The sequence below is a fragment of the Spirillospora sp. NPDC049652 genome, from assembly GCF_040675125.1.
Classification (GTDB): domain Bacteria; phylum Actinomycetota; class Actinomycetes; order Streptosporangiales; family Streptosporangiaceae; genus Spirillospora.
Map to the genome: position 1 here is coordinate 1 of NZ_JBFAOF010001556.1, position 1,082 is coordinate 1,082.

General features: G+C 76.6%; 1 protein-coding gene. It reads right to left on the minus strand.

All coding sequences use genetic code 11. The features are described 5' to 3' along the window. Window positions 1–1,082 (minus strand): hypothetical protein (locus tag AB0J52_RS41885; protein WP_500188864.1); only part of this gene is annotated, 1,082 nt, incomplete at both ends.

Below are 1,082 nucleotides of genomic sequence, written 5' to 3' on the forward strand. Positions count from 1 at the left end.
GCAGGTCGGGGTTGCCGGGCTGGACGCTCCACATGCGGCTCGCCACCGGCTGCAGCCGCGGGGTGCCGGGCGCCAGGCAGAGCAGTTCGGCCACCAGGAGGCGAGGCGCCAGCGGGGACGGACCGCCCGCCGGGACCGCCGGTGCCGGACGCCACTGGAGTCCCAGATACGGGCTGACCACGATGTTCAGCGGACGCGGGTTCGGGGTCCCGTCGAGGGACAGCGGCGCGGGGATGAGCGTGGCGGCGGGCTGGCGGCGGGGGACGCCGCCGGCGGACTGGCCGAGCAATCCGCTGCTCGCGATGAGCGCGGCCGCCAGCGTCCAGCCGTAGGGCGGCTTGCTGGTCGGCGTCAGCGTGCTCACGGACTGGATCAGCAGCAGCTCGTCCTCCCGCCAGACCGGGTCGGCGTACGGGGAGGGCTCGGCGAGGTCCGGCAGGCCGGACGGCTGCGGCGGGTAGAACGGACGGCGCGGGTCGAAGGCCTGGCGTAGCGCGGCCGGGCGGCTGAGCCGGGCCGGCGTCTCGGGCAGGGCCGCGAGGACGCTCTGCAGCAGCTCGTCCTGGGGTTCGGGGGGCGGGTTCTGCGCGCGGAACCAGCTCTCCTCCAAGGCGAGCGGGTCGAGCCGGGCGAAGCTGCGGCCGACCGCGGTGTCCACACTGGCGAGCGTGACGGGCAGCGGCGTGCTGTCGGCCCAGCCGGACAGGGCGAGCGCCAGCGTGGGCAGAGCGGTGGCGGGGGCGGCGGCGCGCAGCCGCGAGATGAGCAGCAGCGGATCGGTCTGCAGCGGGTTGGGCTGCTGCCCGGCGGGCGGCTGGGCCAGGTCGCGGGCGGTGTCCTGCAGGCGTCCGAGGAACGGCATGGTCAGCAGCAGCCAGCGCGGGTCGGCGGGGTCGCTGGGCGCGTAGTCCGCCGGACTGCTGAGGAGGGCGCCCTGGCTGCCGGTCGGGAGGTACTGCAGGGTCGTGGCCGTGCTGTCGGGGGCGGGCGTGAGGCCGACCAGGTGGTGGCCGCTCGCCTCGATGAGCAGCGTGTCGCGGGGCAGCGCGTCGAGCGCCGCGCCCGGGTCGGCCAGCAGCGAC